Here is a 21,071-nt window from a genome sequence, read left to right on the forward strand (position 1 = left end):
GACCGAACAGCGAGATGCTTAGCGGGGAATGAGGCCGAAGCGATGCGCATCATCAAGGAGATTGCGAACAGAAGAAGGTTGCCATTTGCGCCCTTCATGCACTGTCTTCTCTCCCAATTTATCAAGCTCTGTTGCAATATCACGCAGCGATAGTCTTTGATCTGCGATCGTGATCACAACGTTCGGGCACCGTTACCTTAACGGTTATGTCGAAATTTTTCACTTCTGTTGCGTTATTCCCTGATCCGTTCGAAACATCAGGCGCGGTACAAAGAAATAGCCATCACTTTCAAAGGAGCGCATTTTCCCAAAAGTGTCTTGCTTTATGCGGTGTTCTTTTACCACCGCTATCCGGTTTCCTATTGTGACCTTCAGGAAATAGTGGCTGAACGCGGCGTTGATGTTGATCATGCGACATTGAACCGGTGGGGTGTTCGATACGCCCCGTAGATTGCGGGTCAGGCACAGAAGCGTAAGCGGCCAACGCTTGGCTCCTGGCGGGTAGACGAGACATCTATAAAGGTCAAAAGCAGATGGACTTATCTCTATCGTGCCGTTGATCGCGCCGGACAAACCTTTGATTTCATGCTGTTTAAACGCAGAAACCTCGGTGCTGCAAGGCGTATCTTTAAGAAAACCAACGCAAGCAATGGCGTCCCAAAGAAGATTGTCATCGACAAAAGTGGAGCCAATCTGGCTGGTGCAGAGGCTGTAAACACGACCCTGAAAATCACGGGCACGGGCAAGATGATGGGAATCCTGCAGGTTAAATATATCAACAACATCCTTAAGCAGGATCATCGGTTCATTAAACGGATCACCAAACACATGTTAGGCTTCAAAGCATTTCATTCAGCTGCAGCTACCATTGCCCGAATTGAAGTGGCGCATATGATCCGCAAAAACCAATTCGTGAATGGCAATCTCTCGCCATTCACAGTCTTTGCAGAGCTCGCAGCATAATTGCGTCTAGGGATAAGGCTGATCTGCAGCCGCTGAAATTTTTGCGACACAACCGTTAATCTCTATATTTTTTTACACACTGCTTAGAAGAATACTGGTCTCGCTGTTCAGCACACCTTCAATCGTCCGCACTTCACGTAACACGCGATCAAACTCATGAAGACTTTCAGCGCGGATTTCCGCGACCAGATCCCAGGAACCATTCGTTGTATGCAATGTGCGTATCTGCGGTAGTCCCCGCAAAAGCTTGATAACTTTGGTCGTCGAGCGCCCTTGTACCTCGATCAACATAATCGCATGTACGACACCATCATCATAATCCTGCCGAACCCGGATCGTGAATCCAAGTGCGGCGCCTGTCTCAAGCAGCCGGTCGAGGCGCGCCTGAACAGTTCCGCGCGAAACCCCAAGGATTGTTGCCAGCTTGGAAAGTGGCGCACGGCCATCCTCCCGAAGAATGGAAATCAGTTTGTGATCCAGTTCGTCAAAAATATGCATGGCACTTTTTATAGTCTTACCGAGCAAATTGCCAGATTTTTTACAATTTGTAAGACATTTTTATAATTTTAACTGACGTTATGCCCACCTAATCTGATGTTGAACTACAAATCGTGGAGAATGTGGTGATGCATCATCTCGCACTCAAAGCGTAAGCCGGGATTGGCTTTCACTGACGCGACGATGGGCACTTTGAATTTTTGTTTACGCATGCTTCGTGCTGCATGCTAACGGTGAGAACAGTCTGAGAATGAGCAGACCATCTGTCCAAAGTCCGAAATCGGTCGTGATGATCCGACCACATCATTTTACGCCAAATGCGCAAACCGCAAAGGATAATGCGTTTCAATCTGTTGATGAGCGTCGCTCCGCGGAAGCATTGGCGAAGGCTGCATTCGATGAAGTGTCACTTATGGCTAAGGGGTTGGCCGAGGCGGGCGTGACGGTGCATCTGTTTGAAGATGAAACGCAGGCATTGCCGGACTCAGTGTTCCCGAATAACTGGTTTTCCACGCATTCGGGCGGGCATGTCGCCATCTATCCGATGTTCTCGGAAAGCCGTCAGAACGAGCGCCGCCCCGATATAATCGAAATGCTCAAGCATGATTATCGCGTTCAGGATGTGATCGATTATTCCGGTCTTGAGCGTGATCACGTCTATCTTGAAGGCACGGGCGCTATGGTGCTTGATCACATCGGACGTGTGGCTTATGCGGCGCGTTCCAACCGCACCAACGAGGTGGCGCTGGAGCGCTTCTGCACGCATTTCAACTTTGAACCGATGGTCTTTGATGCCGTCGATTCGTCAGGGCGTCCGATTTATCATACCAATGTCCTGATGTGCATCGGGACAGATTACGCGCTGCTCGGTACAGAGATGATCACAGATCCGGCACGCCGCCAGGAAATCGTTGTTCGGTTGCAGGAAACCGGACGTACGGTCATCCATCTTACCGCTGAGCAGATTGGCGAATTTGCGGGAAATGCCATTGAGCTTGAGGGCCGGGACGGGCGCGTGCTTGCACTTTCTGCCCGCGCTTATGCCTCTTTATATGAAGAACAGATCGAGATAATCAAGCAAACAGCAAAACTGTTGCCTTTCGATGTGCCAACGATTGAACTGGCAGGCGGATCGGTTCGCTGCATGCTTGCGGGCGTTCATCTTTCGCGCCGCACAACAAATAGCACACAACTGCTTTACGCAACAACAAGAGCCAGCTAGATAGGCTCCAGCTTAAATGAGGGTAACCTTTAATGTCTTCTAACAGACCCGTTTATGAATTTAATTCGATCATCGTTCGTGAGCCATCCCGCTCTGTGGTCAATGGTCTACGTGCACTTGATACCGGCAATCCGACCTATGAAGGCGTCAAAGCCGAACACGACGCTTATATTGCTGCGATGAGCGCTGCTGGCGTTGAAGTGACAATTCTTCCGGCCCTAGAAGAATTTCCAGATTCTATCTTCGTTGAAGATCCGGCACTCGTTTTCACGGAAGGCGCAATTCTGCTGCGTCCGGGCGCAGTAACGCGCGTTGGTGAAACAGCTGTTATTGAACCAGTTCTGCGCAAAATGTTTGACACGGTCGTTGAGCTTCCTGAGCCGGGCTTCGCTGACGGTGGAGACGTTCTGACAACCCAGAAAAGTGTGATGATCGGCCTGTCGGCGCGTACGGACAAAGCGGGTGCCGCAGCGCTTATCGCAAGCCTTGAGAAGATTGGTCGTAAGGGTGAAGTCGTCGCAACACCCGAAGGTGTGCTTCATTTTAAAACCGATTGTTCACTGGTGGATGAAGAAACCGTCCTCTCCACAAGCCGTCTAGCGAAATCGGGGGTATTCTCCGGCTTGCGTCAGTTGATCGTGCCGGAAGGTGAAGAAGCTGCCGCCAATGCGTTGCGCGTCAATGATGTTGTGATGGTCGGCTCTGACTTTCCACGCACAATCGAGCTGCTGGAGAAGAGCGGTTATAATGTGGTTCCGCTCAAGACTACGGAGATCGGCAAGATCGATGCAGGTCTCTCCTGCATGTCGCTTCGCTGGTATCGCAAGTAATTGAAATGGCTCAGGAGCAACCGCTCCTGAGCCATTTGCTGTATATATCTTATGCCAGCCCCAATTCACGACGGGGCCAGAAAATTATAAGGAGAACGGGAACATGTTGCGTTTTAAAGGGAAACTTGCAGGCGCTATCGCGCTTGTTGCACTGGCAAGTGGTGCTGCTCAGGCTGAAAAACTTCGTTTGGGCATGACGCCTGAGCCATATATGCCATTCACGCAGGTGAATGCTGCAGGTGAATGGGAAGGGCTTGAGGCAGACCTCTCGCGCGCCGTGTGCGAGAAACTCGCCGATCATTGTGAATTCAAGTCGATGGCATGGGATGGCCTTATCCCGTCACTCACCGAAAACAAAGTCGATTTCATTATCGGTGCATTTTCCGTGACCGATGAGCGTCGCAAGGTTGTCGATTTCAGTACGCCTTATTACACCGAAGGTACGGTTGTTGCTGGGGCAAAGTCGGATGATGCCAAGATCGGCACCGTCGCAGCAAGCGACGGTTCGGGTGAGGTGGTTGATCAGGCCGCCTTGGCTGACAAGATCGTCGGTGTTCAGACATCGAGCGTTCAATCTGCCTATATGACCAAGTATCTGCCCGACGTCTCAGTCAAGAGCTATGACACGGCTGACAATTCGGTAGCAGATCTTTTTGCAGGTCGCGTTGATTATGTTCTGGCGCCGGATCTGTTTGTGCAAAATTTCCTGAAAACCCCGCAAGGAGAAGATTACGAAGTCAAGCTTGTGACGCCGAAGAGCATTGTTCTGGGCGAGGGTGTGGCCTATGCCGTGCGTAAGGGTGACACTGCAACGCTTGAAAAAGTCGATGCAGCACTTGCCGAACTCGATAAAGATGGCACGCTCAAGACGCTGGTTGATAAGTGGATTTTCGAAAAGAAGTAATCTTCATCGGTAACGGACGCTGATAGCGGCGTCCATCTTCTTACAGCATTGCCCTTTTGATCGGATTAATCTGAATGGATTCTTATTGGCAACTGCTCGCATGGGGGAATGAGGGCTGGGGCGACGAGTTCGCCTATGGACTTCTGATGACATTGCAGGTCTCGGCAGTGGCCTTTGCAGTATCATTTGTCTTTGGACTAGCCGGTGCTTCGGGAAAACTCTCCCGCAATCGCTTTACCAAGGCCATCGCAGATATCTACACAACGGTGGTTCGCGCTCTGCCGGAATTGCTCGTAATTCTGTTGCTCTATTTTTCTGTAGCAACGGGTGCTGAGAAGCTGCTCAAAGCGACCGGGCTTGTCGGAAATGATTTCCAGTTCAGTGCATTTTGGGCTGCAATCATTGCGCTGGCTTTTGTCAATGGCGCTTTCATGACGGAAGTCTTGCGTGCCTCCTATCTGGCTATTCCGCGAGGTCAGATCGAAGCAGCGGTTTCCATTGGTATGCGCCGTCGCCAGATATTCGCACGTGTGACCTTTCCGCAAATGATGCGTCACGCTGTGCCCGGAATTGGAAACCTCTGGCTCTCAATCACCAAGGAGAGTGCCATTATCTCGGTGCTGGGCTCTTTCCATGAGTTGCTCTATACGGGCTACCGTGCGGCTGCATCCACCAAGCAATATGTCTTCTTCTACGGCCTTACGGCGTTTCTGTTCCTTTGCATTACCCTTGTGTCGGTTCTTGGGATCATACAGCTGGAAAAACGTCTGAGCCGGGGGCACGGATGATGGAATCGATCATAAAAATCTTTGAGTTCCTGCCTCCGCTTATCAAGGCCTTGCCGCTGACACTTTTTTTGACAGCAACTGCAGGTGTTGTTGGTCTTATCTTTGGTACGCTGAGTGCGCTGGCATTGCTTTCAAAAAGGCGTGTTCTGAAATGGCCGGCCTTTGTCTATACCTTCATTTTCCGGGGCACACCGCTTCTGGTACAGCTCTATCTGATCTATTACGGGCTTGGGCAAATCTTGCCAGGCACGTGGGTCAGACACAGCTTCCTTTGGCCTTATATGCGCGACGGTTTGTGGTATGCAGTGTTTGCGCTGAGTCTTAATCAGGGTGCTTATAATGCAGAAGTCATTCGTGGAGCCATCAACTCAATCCCGCGCGGGCAGGTTGAAGCCGCGCTGTCGATTGGCATGAATAGGTTCAAGATTTTACGCCGCATAACCCTGCCACTGGCTTTCCGCCATTGTATGCCGGTTCTGACCAGTGACCTGATCATCTTGCTCAAGTCCACCTCGCTCGCTTCAACGATTACAATCATGGAAGTGATGGGAACGGCCCGTGCGCTTCAGCGAAGCTCGCTATCGATCTTTGAACCTCTGATTGCAGCCGGCATTATCTATTTTACTGTTGTGTTCATCTTAACCCGCATCATGAATGTGGTTGAACGGCGCATGAGTGGCTCACGTGCGTCGATGGTCTGATCCTTCCAGGAGCAATTCAAAATGACGTCTATGGCGCTCAAAGTCCAAAACATCCACAAGAGCTTCGCGGGGGTTGAAGTTCTCAAAGGCATCTCTTTTGAGGCTAAGAAAGGAGATGTCGTATCGCTGATCGGCAGCAGTGGTTCCGGCAAAAGTACCCTGTTGCGTTGTATTAATTATCTTGAGACCCCTGATGAGGGGACGATCACCGTTGCGGGTGAACTGATCCGTACGAAGGTTGGAAGTGACGGGAAATCCCACGCCGCCGACCCTCGCCAGCTTGAGCATATCCGCACGCGCCTTGGCATGGTTTTTCAAAGCTTCAACCTCTGGTCCCATCGTACGATCGTTGAAAACATTATCGAGGGGCCGGTTCATGTCTTGGGTATGTCAAAAGCGGAAGCCTTGGCTGAAGCCGAAATCCTCATGGAGAAAGTTGGCATCACACCCAAACGGGATCAATATCCGAGCCACCTTTCTGGTGGCCAGCAGCAGCGTGCTGCAATTGCGCGCGCGCTTGCCATGAAACCTGAGGTCATGTTGTTTGACGAACCGACTTCAGCGCTCGATCCTGAACTGGTGACGGAAGTGTTGCAAGTCATCAAGAAGCTCGCAGAAGAAGGCCGTACGATGGTGATGGTGACGCATGAAATGGCACTTGCCCGCGATATTTCAAGCGAAGTGCTTTTCCTGCATCAGGGCCTTGTTGAAGAACGCGGTTCGCCAGATACTGTAATGCGCAATCCGCAGTCACCACGGTTGCGCCAGTTCCTGCATATGAGTTGAGTAAGCTATGATGACCCATAACAAGCCGGTAGCATTCGCTGACGAACTCAAAGCTATTCGCCAACATCTTCACAGCATTCCAGAGCTGGGACTGGAGGAAGTTGAAACGTCCGATTACATCGCTTCCCGGCTTAACGAATGGGGTTATGAAATAACCCGCGGTCTTGCGAAAACCGGAATTGTTGCCTCTCTTCGCAGAGGCAGTTCTAACCGTTCGATCGGTTTTCGCGCTGACTTCGATGCACTGCCAATTCGGGAAGAAACTGGCCTGCCTTACGCAAGCAGGAATGCCGGCAATATGCATGCCTGTGGCCATGATGGCCATACAGCGATGCTGCTGGGCGCCGCATGGTCGCTTGCACAGGACGAAGACTTTTCCGGAACAATCCATTTTATTTTCCAGCCCGCTGAAGAAAATTATGGTGGCGCACAAATCATGATTGAGGAGGGTCTGTTTGAACGCTTTCCCTGCGATCAGATCTTTGCGCTGCATAACTGGCCGGGTTTGGAAGCCGGAAAGTTTGCATCCAAGGCTGGCCCGATTGCGGCGTCCATAGATGCACTGACACTTACGGTTAAAGGCAGTGGCGGACATGGTGCTGAACCTGAAAAGACTGTTGATCCGATCGTGGTTGCTTCAAGTATCGTAATGTCCCTGCAGACCATTGTTTCGCGAACCGTCTCGCCACATCAGGCCAGCGTGATAACTGTTGGTGCGTTCAATGCGGGATCAGTCTGCAACGTCATACCAGACACGGCCAGGCTTGAAATCTCGATGCGCGCGACTGATCCAGAGATCCGCAAGATTCTGAGTGAAAAGGTCGAGCAGGTCGCAAATATGCAGGCTGCAAGCTATGGTGCGGCAGTGGGCTTTGACTGGATGGTGGGTTATCCGGCCACCATCAATGACGCGGCCGCATTTGATCAGGCCAAAGCGACAGTGATTGCCCATTTTGGGGAGGAAGCTTTTGAAGAGTTGGATCGACCATTCATGGGCAGCGAAGACTTTTCCTTCATGCTCGAGAAGGCATCTGGCGCTTATCTGTTGATCGGAAACGGCGAAAGCTCGGGTCTGCACACTGCGACCTATAATTTCAACGATGAAATATTGGAGCGCGGCATGTCGTTTTTCCATAATCTGGCTAAGGACAGTTTGAAAGTCTGATACGCTTTTGAATTGTATAGCTTATTGTGAAGACGTGTTTATGAGCAGTATGTCCGCCACGGCGTACCCCAAACGTTCATGAGTTTTGCCGTCGGATCACAAGCTGATAGGCGTTAGTACATGGGACGGATTCCAGACGGAATCCAGCCTTTGATGCAGGATTATGTGGTTTCAATGTTGATTTCCGCTGAGAAGTGCCCCGTTGGGGGTGCGGGGGTGCGGATAAAAACTTGGACTGGTTTTACGTCACAATGCCAAGACTGTTTCGATATTCGATTGGGCTTCGAGCGCCAAGCGATATCTTGATCCGTTTCTCGTTGTACCATCGAATGTAGCCATCAACTTCATTGATAAACTGCTCGAGTGTGGTGTTCCTCCAATCGCTGGGATAAAAGAACTCCGTTTTTAGCCTGCCAAAGAAACCTTCGCATGCGGCGTTATCTGGGGAGCACGCCTTGCGGGACATTGAGCGCACCAGCTTCGCATCACTAATCCTCGATAGCCAACCCGGCCAGCGATAGTGTGCACCCCGATCAGAATGCACTATTGGCCGCTTATCTGCGCCGGTCACAGTTTCTATGGCGGCATCAAGCATCATATTGACCAATTCCGCATCTGGTCTCGTTCCGATAGACCAGCTGATAACCAAACCATCGAAACAGTCGATGATGGGTGAGAGATACACTTTGCCAGCCGGGATATGGAACTCCGTGATATCGGTCAGCCATTTCTCATTTGGGGCTGAGGCCTGGAAGTCGCGATTAATAAGGTTCTCGGGTGCCGGACTGATTTCTCCAAGATAAGAGCGGTATCGACGCCGCTTTGGCGTGGCAACGATCAGGTTCTCCTGCTTCATCAAGCGCTGCACAACCTTCTCCGAGATTGTAACGCATTGTTTGGCCAATGACGCCTGCAGCCTGCGGTAGCCATAGCATCGACGGTTAGCTTCGAAGATTTCGGTGATGTTCTGACGAATAGTGAGGTACTCGTCGGTAATCCTCATGCGAGTTCGATGGTAAAAATATGAGCTGCGCGCCAGTCGCAACTGAGCAAGCAGATCGGAGAGTTGATAAAGATCTTTTAGGGCGTCAACCAACAGCGTTTTCTCCCGACTCCTAAGAAGTTGCAGATCGACGCCCAGGTCTTTTTTTAGAATTTCATTCGCTTTCTTCAAAAGGTCGTGCTCGAGCTGCAGTTTCAGAATATCGTGCTGCAGTGTTTCGAGCTGGCGCTCTAATTCTTTACGCTCTGGCACTGGCGGTGAGTTGTTCTTGCGTTTCATGATTGCGGGAGCCTTCGGACCAAGTAACTGGTTTTTCCAATTATACAGTGTCGGCCTGCATACGCCGAGCTTTTCGGCCAAAGCCTGTGCACTTTCTTGCCGATTATAAAGTCCGACGACGCCAGCCTTTTTTCAGCGCATCAGGGTATCGTGGACGTCCGGTTCTTCCAGTGACAGCTTTGCTCGCTTCGGGAAACACCTCCCGAACCCATGCTGTCAACGTTGCACGACCGGGATAGCCCAAGGCGCGCATCGTTGCAGAAACACAACCACCATGCATGCGGTAGTGCTCAACAGCCGCTTTCTTCTGCGCCTGTGTGAACTTAGGCGCTCGGGGCGCAAATCCTAAACGCAGATCGAGATGGTGCTCATATTCCAGGTACCAGCCCTTCAAAGCGTTCTTGCTTGGATAGCCCAACTGGCGAATAGTCGCTTTCGGGCGCTTGCCCAGCTTGATATAAAGCGTAACGGCTCGCATTCGGTCTTCGTAGGAATACATGAACTATCTCCATGATAGTCCAAGTTTTCGTCCGCACCCCCAGGTCCACCAACGATTATTGCGCTTTACACTGCCTCCTGATCTGACGACGGTTCCCCCGATTGTGCCAGCCAGCCAAGGTCGAATGAGTGCATTCAGAATGACACAGGCTATAAGCGGAACCAGAACTGCAAGTGAGCTATAGGATGGTCGATATTTTTAAAAAGCTGGTGGTGGCATAATCTCGGAGTTTTGCGGAAACGTGAAAGCTGGATTCTGATTAGCGTTTGGTATCTGCCCATGGAGTAAAACATTCGAGGACTTTGCCCGGACCATCAACGGTTCGGATTGAGTCGCCCAGATTATAACAATCGGAGTATGGCCAGAGATGCCCCGGATAAACGGGGCCAATCAGCCAACCCGCGATAAAACTAAAAATGAATAGTGAAATACATTTTATCCTATCAATATATTACATGGCTGGTGGTAGCGTTGCACCATTTAATTAATTTGCTTCGTTGGGGCCAGTTGCCAACTGAAACCCGAGTAGTTTGGTTACACATATATTCTTAGATGAAAACGCAAAGTTCCATAATTTAAATTATCTGATTTTAACTTGTAGCCGGGGTGGGTTCTAGTTTGAAGTGCGACTTGCAAATGATAACAATGAGTTATCCAATGCAAGGAACCTGTCATGGACCGCACCTATTCGCATACTGATTTGGATGAACGCCGCAGAATAGCGCGCTGGCGCACTGCAAAGCTTTCCGTCAACGTTATTGCTGAGAAGCTTGGAAGGCACCGCTCGACCATTTTTCGTGAACTCCAACGCAATCAGTTTACCGATGATGAGATCAAGGATTTAGACGGCTATTACTGTACGATTGCTGACCAGAAATGCCGCGAGCGTCGCTCGAAGCAACGCAAGCTCATCCGGTATGATGAGCTACGGCAGTCCGTCATCCAGCACATCAGCGATGGATGGTCACCGCAACAGATTGCCGGGAGAATGCGGCTGGAGCGGCATCCCATCTCTGTCAGTCATGAAACAATCTATCAGTTTGTGTATTCCACCGACGGTCGAAAAGAAGAGCTTTGGAAATATCTGCCGGAACGTCATGCCAAACGACGCCCACGTCATGCCCGACGCCGGCACGGGCGTCGATTTCCGCTAGAACTGAGCATCTTACATCGCCCGGACGTGATTGCCCGACGTAAGCAGTTTGGCCATTGGGAATGCGATCTTATTCAGTTTCGTAAGAAGTTCGGTAAGGCCAATGTGACGTCTCTGGTTGAGCGGGTGAGCCGCTTTACGGTTTTGTTGCGCAACAATGATCGTCAGTCTCGGCCGGTGATGGATGGGGTGATTAGGGTACTCCAACCCCTGCCCCAATTGGCCCGCAGATCGATTACGTTTGATCGTGGCATTCAGTTTACACAATGGTCCTATCTGCAGAATGGGATAGGGTCGCAAACCTGGTTCTGAGACCCCCAGCCTCCCTAGCAGAAAGGCACTGTTGAGAACACCAACAGACACACAAGACGCTGGCTTCCCCGAGACCTTGATCCGCTCACCCTCAATGATCAAGACCTCGCATTCATCTGTCATCGCCTCAACAATACGCCGCGCAAATGTTTAGGATACAAAACGCCTGCAGAAGTCTTTCGGCAGAAACTCTTTGCAAACAGACATCGTTTTGCGTAAACTCAAACCGAAAAGTCGCGCTTCAGCATGACCTCACAACTACACTCGAGCAGTTTATCAAAGAAGCCGATGACTACATTCGGTGGTACAACGAAAAGCGGATCAAGATATCACTTTGCGCACGAAGCCCAATCGAATATCGAAACAGTCTTGGCATTGTGACGTAAAACCAGTCCAACTTTTTATCCGCACCCCCACTGTAGACATGCGTTAGAACATTCAAGATAACCATAGGTGAACTACGTATTTATTTTCGCAGCTTTTTAATGTCCATTAGTGCAGAGTAAAGGCCCGCGGAAACAATTATCAAGCCACCAACTATCATATGGAACGTGGGGACTTCACTGAGAAGAACATATCCAAAGAAAATCGCGAAAACCATGGACGTGTACTCAAACGGCGCGACGGTTGCTGCCTCCGCATAACGGTAAGATTCAGTCATGCAAAGTTGCGCGATACCACCGCATAGCCCGCAGCCGATTAAAAGTAAGAACTGTTGCGTGGTCAGAGCTGTCCACCCAAAAGGAATGGTTGCCATCGAAAGCCCGGTCATCATCAAAGAAAACCATATGATGATCGATGAGCTTTTTTCTGTCCGAACAAGATCACGGACCAGCAGAAGTGCGACCGCTGTGAGAGCCGCACTTGCCAGTGCAGCAGCAACACCCAGCGCTTGCTTCATTTCCAAAGCTTGACCATTGCTCAACATCGTTAGTTTTGGCCAGGAAATAATGACAATTCCCAGAAATCCCACGATAATAGTTATCCATCGATAGCGCTCAACGATCTGATGAAGAAAAAGCGTTGAGAAGATGACGATCAAAAGTGGTTGCGCATATCCAAGTGTAACCGCTTCTGGCAATGGCAAAGCCATAAGAGCATAAAATGCGGTGAATGTTGCCAGAACACCGACAATGCCCCTGATGAGATGTCCCATCGGGCGTCTGGTATAAAGGCTTCCCGTAACCTGTCCTCGCCACGCGAGATAGCATACGATTAGCACGAAAGCGAAGAATGAGCGGAAGAACACCACTTGTCCCAGCGCTACCGTACCTGCCAGCTTGATAAAGCTGGACATGATGACAAGCGACATCACAGAAAAAATCTTAAAAGCGATTGCGATCAACGGTTGATCGCGCCTTAGAGGGACAGCACTTTCAAATGCAGATTTTTGTTGCTGACCGTCCATTTCAATCCGATTTCCGTTTGGTGCTAAATGCATGAAAATTTGAAACATGCTGTTGTGTATGCAAAAGAACAAATCTGCTTATCAAGCAGATTTGTTCTCAAATAATCGAATGACTGATTTCACGCTCTTGTGGCGGGGATCAATTTCATCGTTGAGGCTCATGAACATCCGAATTGGAATTTCGTGGTTCTCTCTTCCCGCGATGAAAATTGAAATCACTGTTTCATACAATGCACCTATGGAGGCGAACAATCCGCCGGTAATGATTGATGGCTCGATATGCAACATTGTCACTATCATGCAAACTGTAAATCTGTTCACGCCAAACTACGTACAACATCTTGTTGCGTCATGTCGTGTGATGGCAGATCGCTAAGATACGAGTTCCGAAGCTTAGCTTCGGGGCTGATTGTGCTCCTTTTTAATCTTTCAGACAGATTCTGCGAACAGGAAGGCGAACGCAATTAATGAAATTTACATGCAGAGTTAAGTTGCGCCTTATAGACCCTTGGTTTTGAGCACAATCCTTTGGACACGCGTTCTTCCCGATTGTTGCCTTAACCGCCCGGCGTGCTAAACATTCGCAACACTTAGCGTAAGGCCGACCTTAATGCTCACATCAGATGACCTGATCTTTTTCTGTAACATTGCGCGCGCGAACTCTCTTGCGGAGGCCGCCAGAAACATGAACGTGACAGCACCGGCGGTCACACAGCGATTGCGGGCGCTGGAAACCAGACTTGGCGTCAGGTTGCTGGAAAGATCATCGAGCGGCATCAATCTCACGGATGAAGGGAGGCTGATCCTTGATGAGGGGCCAAAAATTCTCAGCTCAGTGGAAGCATTGTCTGAACAACTGTCTGATCGAATTAAAACAGTCTCTGGTCACCTTCAGGTAGCAGCGTCCTATGGTTTTGGTAGGCGCTATATAGCACCGATCGTTGATCAGTTTTCACGGGCATTTCCATCGGTGCCTGTCACACTGCATCTCTCAGAAAAGCCAGCGAGAATGCTTGATGATAATTGGGACATTATCATCCACATTGGAGAATTGGGCGCACAGGGACGGTTAATGACAACACTGGCACCGAATAAACGGCTGCTGGTCGCCTCTCCTCAGTATCTCGCAACGGCACCTGCGTTGACCTCTCCGCGTGAATTGTCAGCTCATCGATGTTTGGCGTTGCGTGAGAATGACGAAGACGTAACTTTGTGGCGGTTCTCAAACGCATCGAATGATTATTTAACGATCCGCATAGACCCGTCTATGTGTACAAATGATGGCGAAGTACTGCGTGATTGGGCCTTATACGGACAGGGAATTGCGGTTCGTTCAGAGTGGGATGTCGCGCCGCATCTGGCTGATGGAACGTTGGTGCATGTACTCCCAGAATGGGAGCTGCCCAACACAGATATTGTTGCGTTCCTCAACTCTCGTCAATACCGCTCGCGTAGGGTTGACGAGATGCTTAAAATGCTTCGCAGGGGCCTCAAGCCAACGCCGTGGAGCAGCCGGGAATCCTCAGTGCCTTAAGACGGTGCGTTTACCGCCATGTCGCATAATGATGAGCAGCGTGACGCAGCAGATCAGCGGCTCATTTCAGATACTATTTCCATCAGGCTGATGGGTCTTCGCCTCGTCAGAAGATCCGTAGCCAAGGATAGCCTTCGTCTCAAGATATTCTTCCAGGCCAAAAATACCGTATTCGCGACCGTTTCCGGATTGCTTGTAGCCACCAAACGGAGCCATACCATCCCACTGTGGATAATTGATATGTACCTGCCCTGCCCGGATCCTTCTCGCGACGGAGCGTGCCCGCTCAAGCGACGATGACTGGACCTGAGCACCGAGACCATAGATCGTATCATTCGCAATCTCTACGGCTTCTTCTTCAGTATCATATGGAATTATACATAAGACCGGCCCAAAAATTTCCTCCTGAGCAATGGTCATAGTGTTACGGACATTCGAGAAAACAGTCGGACGGATATAAAATCCCTTACCGACGTTATCCGGCCGTCCCGGCCCACCCGTCAATAATTCGGCACCTTCGCTAATGCCAATCTCGATATAGCGCTGTACATTTTCAAACTGGTTCTTGTTGGCAACAGGTCCAAGATCTGTCTGTGGGTTTGAGGGATCGCCAACCTTGAGCTTTTCCACTGTTTGCAGAGCAAGTTGCTCGACTTCCTTTAAGCGGTTGCGGGGTACGAGCATGCGGGTAGGTGCGCTGCATGACTGTCCGACATTGCGGAAGCCTGCCAGCAATCCTGCTGGTACGGCTTTTTCAAAATCGGCGTCTTCCAGCAGCACATTAGGGGATTTCCCGCCCAGTTCCTGTGTCACACGCTTGACAGTTGTAGCAGCCGCCCTCGCCACAGCCGCACCGGCTCTGGTGGACCCTGTAATCGAGATCAGATCAATATCAGGGTGTGAGGAAAGAGCTTCGCCGACGATCTCACCTTTGCCAAATATCATATTGAACACGCCAGCCGGAACACCTGCGTCATGCAGAATATCGGCAAAGAGTTTGGCACTATACGGCGAAAACTCGCTGGGCTTGAGGATCATCGTGCAGCCTGCGGCCAGCGCCGGCCCAACCTTTGCGGTAATTTGATAGAGAGGCCAGTTCCAGGGCGTAATCAGAGCACAGACACCGATAGCTTCGCGCTGAATTGCAGTGGAATCTTTGCTGCTCAAAAAGACGTAAGCTTTCAAAGCTTCAGCCGCACAACGAATATGTGCCAGACCTGCGGGGAGCTGACGCTGATGTGCGAAGGTCCGAGCACAACCCATTTCTCGTGTAATCGCATCTGCAAGCTCACCAGATCTTTCCTCGATAAGGTCACCTATTCGGGTCAGGAGCTCAGCACGGTATTCAACGCTGGTCTGTGAAAATGATGCAAAGGCGCCTCGCGCTGCGGAAACGGCCTGATCGACATCCGTTGTATTCCCCAACGGGATCGACCCGATCGCTTGTTCATTTGCCGGGTTTATGACCGAAACCTTTTCCCGCGATGTCGCATCACACCATTTGCCGTTGATATAAAAGCTCGTCAGGTTAAGGTCGGTCATTGCTATTGCCTACTGCCTAAATGTTAATTGCCGCTCGGGAAACACCAGTATGCTGGTGCACAGCCATGATCGCAATTAAAGCTGACTACACGTCGAATTAAGTTTCAACTTATCGAAAAAAACAACATTTCCGATCTGTAATCGGATTCAAAAGGGGCAGTTCATGCCGCCTGCCATGTTCTGTAACCTGAAAGATCCTGTCTGAACATGAGATATTAAGGTTCAAGTTAATTAACGCTGTAACATTCATTAATTGTACTGCGATCTATCTCTGATGATGATGATACAACTCATTATCAGGATTTTAGCATGCTTACTCTGAACACCGACGCAAAGGTCTCTGACGCGCCAGCGACAACAACCCTTAACCAATTGCCGACGCCCAGCCTCGTTCTGGATGCTCTGAAGGTGGACCGCAATTTGAAGCGCCTGAAAGATCGGGCAGAGCAGCTCGGCGTTACGTTGCGTCCGCATCTCAAGACAGCCAAAAGCATCGAAATTGCGCGTAAAGCGATGCCGGCCCCGAGCGGCCCCGCCACCGTATCAACACTGAAAGAAGCGCGCCTTTTTGCAGAGGGTGGCGTCAAAGATATTGTTTACGCAGTTGGGATCACCCCAGCGAAACTTGAAGAAGTCGTTGCACTGTCACGTGATAACACAGTCATCACTGTCATCCTTGACAATATGGATCAGGCCCGCGCCGTGGCTGAAGCATCGCGGAAAGCTGGATTTCCTATTCCGGCACTGATTGAGGTTGACTGCGACGGCCACAGAAGCGGCGTTTTGCCCGAAGATTCGGACACTCTGATTGCCATTGGTCGGGCTCTCGTGGACGGCGGCGCGGCGTTGCGCGGCGTTATTACCCATGCCGGAGAGAGCTACAGCGCCCGCAGCGCCGAGGCACTTGAACAAGCTGCTGAAGTAGAACGGCGGGCTGTTGTTAACGCGGCCGCTATCCTTCGCTCGGAAGGTCTGCCGTGCCCGATTGTCAGTGTCGGTTCCACGCCAACAGCTCATTTTGCAAAAGACCTTACCGGCGTCACTGAACTACGCGCTGGCGTCTATATGTTCTTTGATCTCGTCATGCGCGGTATCGGCGTTTGCGAGACGGATGACATTGCCTTGTCTGTTTTGACCACCGTAATTGGCCACCAGAAAGAAAAGAACTGGTTGCTGGTTGATGCGGGATGGATGGCAATGTCACGGGATCGTGGCACCGCAAAACAACCTGTAGATTGTGGCTATGGCCTTGTATGCGACCTTGAAGGAAATCTCATCCCTGACCTTGTTCTGATCGATGCCAATCAGGAACACGGAATTATTTCCATACGACCGGGAAGCGATGCAAAACTCCCTGACCTGAAACTAGGGGACCGGCTTCGTATTCTGCCAAATCATGCCTGTGCCACGGGAGCTCAGCACGACAAGTATTACGTCGTTGAAGGTCGCAGCGAGGAGGTCACTGCCATTATTCCTCGCTTCTCAGGCTGGTGATAGACATGTCAGTTATTATTGAAACCAAGAATGCGCCTGCTCCTGCCGGTCATTACGCGCAGGCAATCAGCAATAACGGAACAGTCTGGATCTCCGGGCAATTGCCAATTCGTCCCGATGGATCGCATTGCGAAAGTGCGGACTTCGAAGTGCAGGCACATCAGGCCGTGTCCAATCTTCTCGCCATTCTGGAAGCTGCTGGCGGATCGCCATCTCATCTCGTGAAAGTCACTGCTTATATCACCGGAGTGGAGAACTGGCCTGTTTTCAATCGCGTTTACGCGGGGCTTATGGGAAGCGCATGTCCGGCGAGAGCAATTGTACCGGTGCCTGAACTGCACTATGGCTTCAAGGTGGAAGTTGAGGGATGCGCGGTTATTCCAGAAAACCAGCAGAACGCGCAATTGCCTTAGGCCGGGAATCCATCGAATGAGTGGATCCTGAACCTGATTGATAAAGCCGTTGCGGCTTTATTGAGAAAATTCGGTAAAAGAGGCTTTGAATGTCACTGTTAATTAGGATTGACCCGGATCCGAAAACCGAACCGGTCCTCAGAGATCCCCTGCCCGAGCGTCTGATTTCGGGGTCGCCAAAGCTCAAATCATGGGAACAGGACATATCCCGTGAAGACATCAGTACGGGGGTATTTGAGGCAACGCCCGGCGTTACCCACTCCATCAAAGGTGAAGCGTTCGAATTCTGCCATATCATTTCGGGAAAAATTGAACTCACCCCCGATGGTGGCCAACCTGTGCGCTTTAAGGCCGGCGACTCTTTCGTAATGAAGCCGGGCTTCACGGGCGTATGGAACACGATCGAAACTGTCCGTAAGATCTACGTCGCAGTAAAATGAATTGCCGATACGACCCGGGTGAATTGGTTTCCTCTGGGTTGGCAGTTTTAGGTGAGCGATCACAGCTCTCCCCAGAAAGAAAATTTTATGCCAGCTCCACTTTGGACTATTAACTCCTGCGAAACACTCCCTGAAGAAGCTGATGTCGTCGTGATTGGCGCTGGCATTGTTGGCACTTCTGCTGCTTACTTTCTCGCCAAGCGCGGTTTGAAGGTGGCTCTTGTCGAAAAAGGCCGTGTCGGTTCAGAACAGTCCAGTCGCAACTGGGGCTGGTGCCGTCAACAAAATCGCGACATGAGAGAACTCCCCTTATCAACAAAAAGCCTTGAATTATGGGAGGCAATCTCTCAGGATCTCAACATCGATCTGGGCTTCAAGCGAAGCGGTCTCCTGTATCTCTCCAATAACGAAGAAGAAATCGCAGGCTGGGCTCGCTGGCGCGACCTTGCGAAAGAGCAGGGTGTTACCACTCAGGTTTTAAGTAGCCGAGAAGCGACGCAGCACGGTATAAAGACGGGCAGGCGCTGGAAAGGTGGGGTGTTCTCTCAGTCTGATGGGATTGCTGACCCTGCCCGCGCCGCACCGCTTATCGCCAGCGGCATAAGAAAATATGGCGGCACGATCCATCAATTCTGTGCTGCAAGAGGGCTCGAAATAGAGAGCAATCGCGTCACTGGTGTTGTAACCGAGCTGGGCACCATCAAAACCAAACGAGTTGTTCTGGCAGCGGGCGCCTGGGCTTCAGTTTTCTGCAAGCAGATTGGCATCAATTTTCCACAGGTTGCTGTCAGATCTTCAGTATTATCACTGATGCCATCTCAGCAGGACATGCCGGATGCTATTCATACCTCGGAAATATCGATTACTCTGAGAGGTGACGGCGGCAGAACACTGGCTATCTCAGGATCAGGCAATGTTGATCCCACCATGGCAATGCTCCGCTATGCGATTAACTTCGTACCGATGTTTACAAAACGCTGGCATGTCTTATCTCCGGGCAATCTCAGCGCATGGAGACTCGGTCACGAGTATCGCAGAAAATGGGCGCTTGATAAGCCTACACCGATGGAACACACCCGCGTTCTGGATCCCAAACCATCCGCTGCGAGTATCGAAGAAACACTGATGCGTGCACGTCGATTGTTCCCCGCACTAACAACTGTACCCGTGCAAACGGCATGGGCAGGATTTATCGACAGCACACCAGACGGCATTCCGGTTATCGATTCAACAGTCGGCCCCGAGGGCTTTGTGCTCGCTGCCGGTTTCTCAGGTCACGGCTTTGGTATCGGACCAGGAGCAGGACATCTCATTGCCGAGATCGTCGGCGGCGATGAACCGAGTCTCGAGTACAAGCAATATAGATTAGCCCGACTTCAGCGCAGCGTATGGGGTAAAGTTTCTGACTTCTGAAAAACTTACTTCACTCGTGGCGGTTAATCACTTCATATATTGATGCTGAAACTTTCAAGCAAACAAGGAACAGACTTTAGAGCCTGTTCCAAAAAGGCACGAGCAATCTCAAGTACTTATGATTTGATGAGTTTTCTCGCGGGCGTTTTCTTGTAACTATATTCAAATGCTGCCGATAGCTGCACATACATATCTCAAACATACACGAACTTATCCGACGTGTAGCAATTACGGATATGGTTATGTTCGTTATGATTCAGGCCCTAGAATTCGGCGACTTTGCCCCATACGCTTCGGTTAAGCCGGTCTGGATTATAAGGTTTCGGATCTACAATTGGCTCGCGGCCCAGAATAACGTCGGCAATCATGTGTCCTGCGCCCGGACCAATCCCAAAACCATGCCCGCTGAAGCCTGCGGCCAGAATGAACCCCGGAACTGTTTCAATCTCACCAATAGCAGGTACACCGTCCGGCGTGCTGTCAATATAACCGGCCCAGCGATTGGCAATCGGTATTCCGGTAAGCTCTGGCAGCAGATCGCGCGCTCTTTTATATGTAAGGCTGATCTGCCCCTCATCCGGTTTCGGATTGAGGATGCGATTTCGTTCCATCGGCGTGATCTTATCGAGCGACCATTTGCTCAGCGTTTCGTGGCCAGAACACCAACCCTGAATACCACCCGGTGCAAGGCTTCTCCAGCGACGCGTGAACATTGGGATGAATTCGCGGCTGAAACGCAATTGCTGCGGTGTCACATCCACACGCGCCTTACCGCTGATCGCAAGCGTATAACCGCCATCATGGCGTCGCGTCAGCGATACCTGCGAGGTATGCAATGCATCTGGCAACCCAACAGCACCCGGCGCGACGGATAAGATTGATGCCCGGACCGCAGCCTGCGGAAAACGAATGCCCAGCTGATTACAGAAGGACGATGCCCAGGCACCGCCCGCCATCACGACTGTTTTTGCCTGAATAGTACCTGCTTCAGTCACAACGCCGCTGACACGTCCGCCGCTGAGTTCAATGCCGCGTGCAGCACAATTCTGATGCACAGTCCCGCCAGCGGCCATAATGCCACGCGCCACAACAGGAACGGCTCGAGATGGATCAGCGATACCGTCGGTCGGCGAGAAAACGCCGCCTTCCCATGTCCGGCCAGTGGCTTTGCCGCGCTCGGCAGCTTCTGAGGCGCTGAGCATGTGTGTGGTGACACCAACAGATTTTGCAAAATCACGCCAGCGCGTCCAGCCCGCTATCTCTGCCTCGTCTTGTGACAGATAAAGCAAACCGCAGCGCCTGAAACCCGGATCTTCTCCGGTCTGTTCTGCGATCTTATCCCAGAGATCGAGGCTTTTGGTTGCCATAGGAAGTTCGCGCGCATCGCGGTTCTGCTGGCGGCACCAGCCCCAGTTGCGGCTTGATTGTTCGGCAGCAATACGACCTTTTTCAACGAGCGCAACTTTCGCACCACTGCGCGCCAAATAATAGGCGGTAAATACACCGACTACGCCGCCGCCAATAACAACGACGTCAGCCTCTTTCGGCAAAGTCGGGCTGGTTTCGATGTGCAATAGCGGTGCAGACATATGCAAGACTCCAGTGTTTCGTATATCCTAATCCTGTCACCGCCAAGGCGTGCGTCGGAGTTTGCATTTACACAGAATTTCGTATGGTTTGCCCCAGCATCGGCAGGTGATTATTTCGTGTAAACGAAGTCTGCT

The 21,071-nt window shown here is 51.0% G+C and carries 18 protein-coding genes and 4 pseudogenes; 15 read left to right on the top strand and 7 right to left on the bottom strand.

Annotated elements, in window-relative coordinates:
• Positions 1 to 18: 18 nt before the first annotated feature.
• Positions 19 to 174: pseudogene (locus U2P60_RS19090) on the bottom strand (recombinase family protein); the annotation flags it as partial.
• Between the two features lie 102 nt (positions 175 to 276).
• Here U2P60_RS19090 and U2P60_RS19095 point away from each other — a divergent pair.
• Positions 277 to 963: pseudogene (locus U2P60_RS19095) on the top strand (IS6 family transposase).
• A 72-nt stretch (positions 964 to 1,035) separates the two neighbouring features.
• Here U2P60_RS19095 and U2P60_RS19100 read toward each other — a convergent pair.
• Positions 1,036 to 1,461, bottom strand: a complete 426-nt coding sequence (locus U2P60_RS19100; protein WP_313830298.1) for an Lrp/AsnC family transcriptional regulator — start codon at positions 1,459 to 1,461, stop codon at positions 1,036 to 1,038.
• A gap of 250 nt (positions 1,462 to 1,711) precedes the next feature.
• On the opposite strand from U2P60_RS19100, the gene ctlX reads away from it, so the two are divergent.
• From ctlX to U2P60_RS19135, 7 genes are all read left to right on the top strand, one after another.
• A complete protein-coding gene (gene ctlX, locus U2P60_RS19105; RefSeq protein WP_413573922.1) occupies positions 1,712 to 2,683 on the top strand; it encodes a citrulline utilization hydrolase CtlX in 972 nt (323 codons plus the stop codon).
• Positions 2,684 to 2,715: 32 nt separating this feature from the next.
• The gene (locus U2P60_RS19110; RefSeq protein ID WP_413573923.1) at positions 2,716 to 3,513 is read left to right on the top strand and encodes a dimethylarginine dimethylaminohydrolase family protein; all 798 of its coding nucleotides are present in this window, start codon (positions 2,716 to 2,718) and stop codon (positions 3,511 to 3,513) included.
• A gap of 103 nt (positions 3,514 to 3,616) precedes the next feature.
• Positions 3,617 to 4,417, top strand: coding sequence for a transporter substrate-binding domain-containing protein (locus U2P60_RS19115; protein WP_413573924.1), 801 nt, complete (start codon positions 3,617 to 3,619; stop codon positions 4,415 to 4,417).
• Between the two features lie 74 nt (positions 4,418 to 4,491).
• Complete coding sequence (locus U2P60_RS19120; protein ID WP_413573925.1) at positions 4,492 to 5,205, top strand: ABC transporter permease; 714 nt, start codon at positions 4,492 to 4,494, stop codon at positions 5,203 to 5,205.
• Positions 5,202 to 5,906: an ABC transporter permease gene (locus tag U2P60_RS19125; protein ID WP_413573926.1), complete on the top strand. Its 705-nt coding sequence runs from the start codon at positions 5,202 to 5,204 to the stop codon at positions 5,904 to 5,906. The genes U2P60_RS19120 and U2P60_RS19125 overlap by 4 nt, the downstream gene beginning before the upstream one ends.
• Positions 5,907 to 5,927: 21 nt before the next feature.
• Positions 5,928 to 6,692, top strand: a complete 765-nt coding sequence (locus tag U2P60_RS19130; RefSeq protein ID WP_413573927.1) for an ABC transporter ATP-binding protein — start codon at positions 5,928 to 5,930, stop codon at positions 6,690 to 6,692.
• Positions 6,693 to 6,702: 10 nt separating this feature from the next.
• Positions 6,703 to 7,857, top strand: a complete 1,155-nt coding sequence (locus U2P60_RS19135; protein WP_313830290.1) for a M20 aminoacylase family protein — start codon at positions 6,703 to 6,705, stop codon at positions 7,855 to 7,857.
• A gap of 241 nt (positions 7,858 to 8,098) precedes the next feature.
• On the opposite strand, the gene U2P60_RS19140 is transcribed toward U2P60_RS19135, so the two are convergent.
• A protein-coding gene (locus tag U2P60_RS19140; RefSeq protein WP_413573928.1) for an IS3 family transposase occupies positions 8,099 to 9,638 on the bottom strand; the annotation gives its coding sequence in 2 pieces (ribosomal slippage) (positions 8,099 to 9,271 and positions 9,273 to 9,638; 1,539 coding nt in all).
• 673 nt (positions 9,639 to 10,311) lie between these two features.
• Between U2P60_RS19140 and U2P60_RS19145 the strand changes: the two are divergent.
• Both U2P60_RS19145 and U2P60_RS19150 read left to right on the top strand, forming a co-directional pair.
• Positions 10,312 to 11,322: pseudogene (locus tag U2P60_RS19145) on the top strand (IS30 family transposase).
• Positions 11,323 to 11,363: 41 nt separating this feature from the next.
• A pseudogene (locus tag U2P60_RS19150) lies at positions 11,364 to 11,489 on the top strand (IS3 family transposase); the annotation flags it as partial.
• 80 nt (positions 11,490 to 11,569) lie between these two features.
• Here U2P60_RS19150 and U2P60_RS19155 read toward each other — a convergent pair.
• Positions 11,570 to 12,511, bottom strand: a complete 942-nt coding sequence (locus tag U2P60_RS19155; RefSeq protein ID WP_413573930.1) for a DMT family transporter — start codon at positions 12,509 to 12,511, stop codon at positions 11,570 to 11,572.
• 81 nt (positions 12,512 to 12,592) lie between these two features.
• Positions 12,593 to 12,799 carry a hypothetical protein gene (locus U2P60_RS19160; protein ID WP_413573931.1) on the bottom strand — a complete coding sequence of 69 codons (207 nt, stop codon included), beginning with the start codon at positions 12,797 to 12,799 and terminating at the stop codon, positions 12,593 to 12,595.
• A gap of 322 nt (positions 12,800 to 13,121) precedes the next feature.
• On the opposite strand from U2P60_RS19160, the gene U2P60_RS19165 reads away from it, so the two are divergent.
• On the top strand, positions 13,122 to 14,045 hold the full coding sequence (locus U2P60_RS19165) for a LysR family transcriptional regulator (RefSeq protein WP_413573933.1): 924 nt from the start codon (positions 13,122 to 13,124) through the stop codon (positions 14,043 to 14,045).
• A gap of 66 nt (positions 14,046 to 14,111) precedes the next feature.
• Here the strand turns inward: U2P60_RS19165 and U2P60_RS19170 are convergent, their stop codons facing one another.
• Positions 14,112 to 15,587, bottom strand: coding sequence for an aldehyde dehydrogenase family protein (locus U2P60_RS19170; protein ID WP_413573934.1), 1,476 nt, complete (start codon positions 15,585 to 15,587; stop codon positions 14,112 to 14,114).
• 309 nt (positions 15,588 to 15,896) lie between these two features.
• Between U2P60_RS19170 and U2P60_RS19175 the strand changes: the two genes are divergently transcribed.
• From U2P60_RS19175 to U2P60_RS19190, 4 genes are all read left to right on the top strand, one after another.
• Positions 15,897 to 17,081, top strand: coding sequence for a DSD1 family PLP-dependent enzyme (locus U2P60_RS19175; protein WP_413573936.1), 1,185 nt, complete (start codon positions 15,897 to 15,899; stop codon positions 17,079 to 17,081).
• A 5-nt stretch (positions 17,082 to 17,086) separates the two neighbouring features.
• The gene (locus U2P60_RS19180; RefSeq protein ID WP_313830283.1) at positions 17,087 to 17,494 is read left to right on the top strand and encodes a RidA family protein; all 408 of its coding nucleotides are present in this window, start codon (positions 17,087 to 17,089) and stop codon (positions 17,492 to 17,494) included.
• Between the two features lie 89 nt (positions 17,495 to 17,583).
• The gene (locus tag U2P60_RS19185) at positions 17,584 to 17,934 is read left to right on the top strand and encodes a cupin domain-containing protein (protein WP_413573938.1); all 351 of its coding nucleotides are present in this window, start codon (positions 17,584 to 17,586) and stop codon (positions 17,932 to 17,934) included.
• Between the two features lie 87 nt (positions 17,935 to 18,021).
• Entirely contained in the window at positions 18,022 to 19,347 is a 1,326-nt protein-coding gene (locus U2P60_RS19190) for an NAD(P)/FAD-dependent oxidoreductase (protein ID WP_413573939.1), read from the top strand.
• Between the two features lie 263 nt (positions 19,348 to 19,610).
• Here U2P60_RS19190 and U2P60_RS19195 read toward each other — a convergent pair whose 3' ends face one another.
• On the bottom strand, positions 19,611 to 20,936 hold the full coding sequence (locus U2P60_RS19195) for an NAD(P)/FAD-dependent oxidoreductase (protein ID WP_413573941.1): 1,326 nt from the start codon (positions 20,934 to 20,936) through the stop codon (positions 19,611 to 19,613).
• Between the last annotated feature and the right edge of the window lie 135 nt (positions 20,937 to 21,071).

Origin of the sequence: Brucella sp. H1_1004 (assembly GCF_047308065.1) — a bacterium.
GTDB classification, from domain to species: domain Bacteria; phylum Pseudomonadota; class Alphaproteobacteria; order Rhizobiales; family Rhizobiaceae; genus Brucella; species Brucella pseudogrignonensis_B.

What these genes read in the sequence shown, in the direction of transcription:
- U2P60_RS19100 (WP_313830298.1), bottom strand. Translation starts at nt 1,461, where the DNA reads ATGCATATTTTTGACGAACTGGATCACAAACTGATTTCCATTCTTCGG.
- ctlX (WP_413573922.1), top strand. Translation starts at nt 1,712, where the DNA reads ATGAGCAGACCATCTGTCCAAAGTCCGAAATCGGTCGTGATGATCCGA.
- U2P60_RS19110 (WP_413573923.1), top strand. Translation starts at nt 2,716, where the DNA reads ATGTCTTCTAACAGACCCGTTTATGAATTTAATTCGATCATCGTTCGT.
- U2P60_RS19115 (WP_413573924.1), top strand. Translation starts at nt 3,617, where the DNA reads ATGTTGCGTTTTAAAGGGAAACTTGCAGGCGCTATCGCGCTTGTTGCA.
- U2P60_RS19120 (WP_413573925.1), top strand. Translation starts at nt 4,492, where the DNA reads ATGGATTCTTATTGGCAACTGCTCGCATGGGGGAATGAGGGCTGGGGC.
- U2P60_RS19125 (WP_413573926.1), top strand. Translation starts at nt 5,202, where the DNA reads ATGATGGAATCGATCATAAAAATCTTTGAGTTCCTGCCTCCGCTTATC.
- U2P60_RS19130 (WP_413573927.1), top strand. Translation starts at nt 5,928, where the DNA reads ATGACGTCTATGGCGCTCAAAGTCCAAAACATCCACAAGAGCTTCGCG.
- U2P60_RS19135 (WP_313830290.1), top strand. Translation starts at nt 6,703, where the DNA reads ATGACCCATAACAAGCCGGTAGCATTCGCTGACGAACTCAAAGCTATT.
- U2P60_RS19155 (WP_413573930.1), bottom strand. Translation starts at nt 12,511, where the DNA reads ATGGACGGTCAGCAACAAAAATCTGCATTTGAAAGTGCTGTCCCTCTA.
- U2P60_RS19160 (WP_413573931.1), bottom strand. Translation starts at nt 12,799, where the DNA reads ATGTTGCATATCGAGCCATCAATCATTACCGGCGGATTGTTCGCCTCC.
- U2P60_RS19165 (WP_413573933.1), top strand. Translation starts at nt 13,122, where the DNA reads ATGCTCACATCAGATGACCTGATCTTTTTCTGTAACATTGCGCGCGCG.
- U2P60_RS19170 (WP_413573934.1), bottom strand. Translation starts at nt 15,587, where the DNA reads ATGACCGACCTTAACCTGACGAGCTTTTATATCAACGGCAAATGGTGT.
- U2P60_RS19175 (WP_413573936.1), top strand. Translation starts at nt 15,897, where the DNA reads ATGCTTACTCTGAACACCGACGCAAAGGTCTCTGACGCGCCAGCGACA.
- U2P60_RS19180 (WP_313830283.1), top strand. Translation starts at nt 17,087, where the DNA reads ATGTCAGTTATTATTGAAACCAAGAATGCGCCTGCTCCTGCCGGTCAT.
- U2P60_RS19185 (WP_413573938.1), top strand. Translation starts at nt 17,584, where the DNA reads ATGTCACTGTTAATTAGGATTGACCCGGATCCGAAAACCGAACCGGTC.
- U2P60_RS19190 (WP_413573939.1), top strand. Translation starts at nt 18,022, where the DNA reads ATGCCAGCTCCACTTTGGACTATTAACTCCTGCGAAACACTCCCTGAA.
- U2P60_RS19195 (WP_413573941.1), bottom strand. Translation starts at nt 20,936, where the DNA reads ATGTCTGCACCGCTATTGCACATCGAAACCAGCCCGACTTTGCCGAAA.